Here is a 636-nt window from a genome sequence, read left to right on the forward strand (position 1 = left end):
GCGCTATCTGCAGGCGCTCATCCAGTATGAAGACCGCTGGTTCTGGCGCCATCCGGGGGTCAATCCCTTCGCGGTGCTGCGCGCCGCCTGGCAGGATCTTACTTCCGGGCGAGTTATCTCGGGCGGCAGCACGCTTACCATGCAGGTGGCACGCCTGCTTGATCCCCATCCACGCACCTTCGGCGGCAAGCTGCGCCAGCTGTGGCGAGCGCTGCAGCTGGAGTGGCATCTGTCAAAAAGCGACATTCTAACCCTCTATCTGAACCGCGCGCCGTTTGGCGGCACCCTGCAGGGGATCGGCGCGGCCAGCTGGGCCTATCTCGGTAAGCCGCCTGCCAGTCTTAGCTACGGCGAGGCGGCGCTGCTGGCGGTACTTCCCCAGGCGCCCAGTCGTTTACGTCCGGACCGCTGGCCGCAGCGGGCCCAGGCGGCGCGTGATAAAGTGCTTACGCGAATGGTCAGCCAGGGCGTCTGGCCGGAACAGGCGGTAAAGGAAGCGATGGAGGAGCCAGTATGGCTGTTTCCGCGCCAGATGCCGCAGCTGGCGCCGCTTTTTTCACGCCGGGCGCTGGCGACCAGTCGTGATGAAAAGGTGGTGACGACTCTGGATGCCGGACTGCAGCGGCAACTGGAAGA

1 protein-coding gene is annotated in these 636 nt (G+C 64.9%); it reads left to right on the forward strand.

All coding sequences use genetic code 11. The features are described from left to right. Positions 1-636: transglycosylase domain-containing protein (locus tag HGP29_RS28430; protein WP_211093470.1), on the forward strand; the 636-nt coding region annotated here is incomplete at both ends.

Source organism: Flammeovirga agarivorans (assembly GCF_012641475.1).
GTDB classification, from domain to species: domain Bacteria; phylum Bacteroidota; class Bacteroidia; order Cytophagales; family Flammeovirgaceae; genus Flammeovirga; species Flammeovirga agarivorans.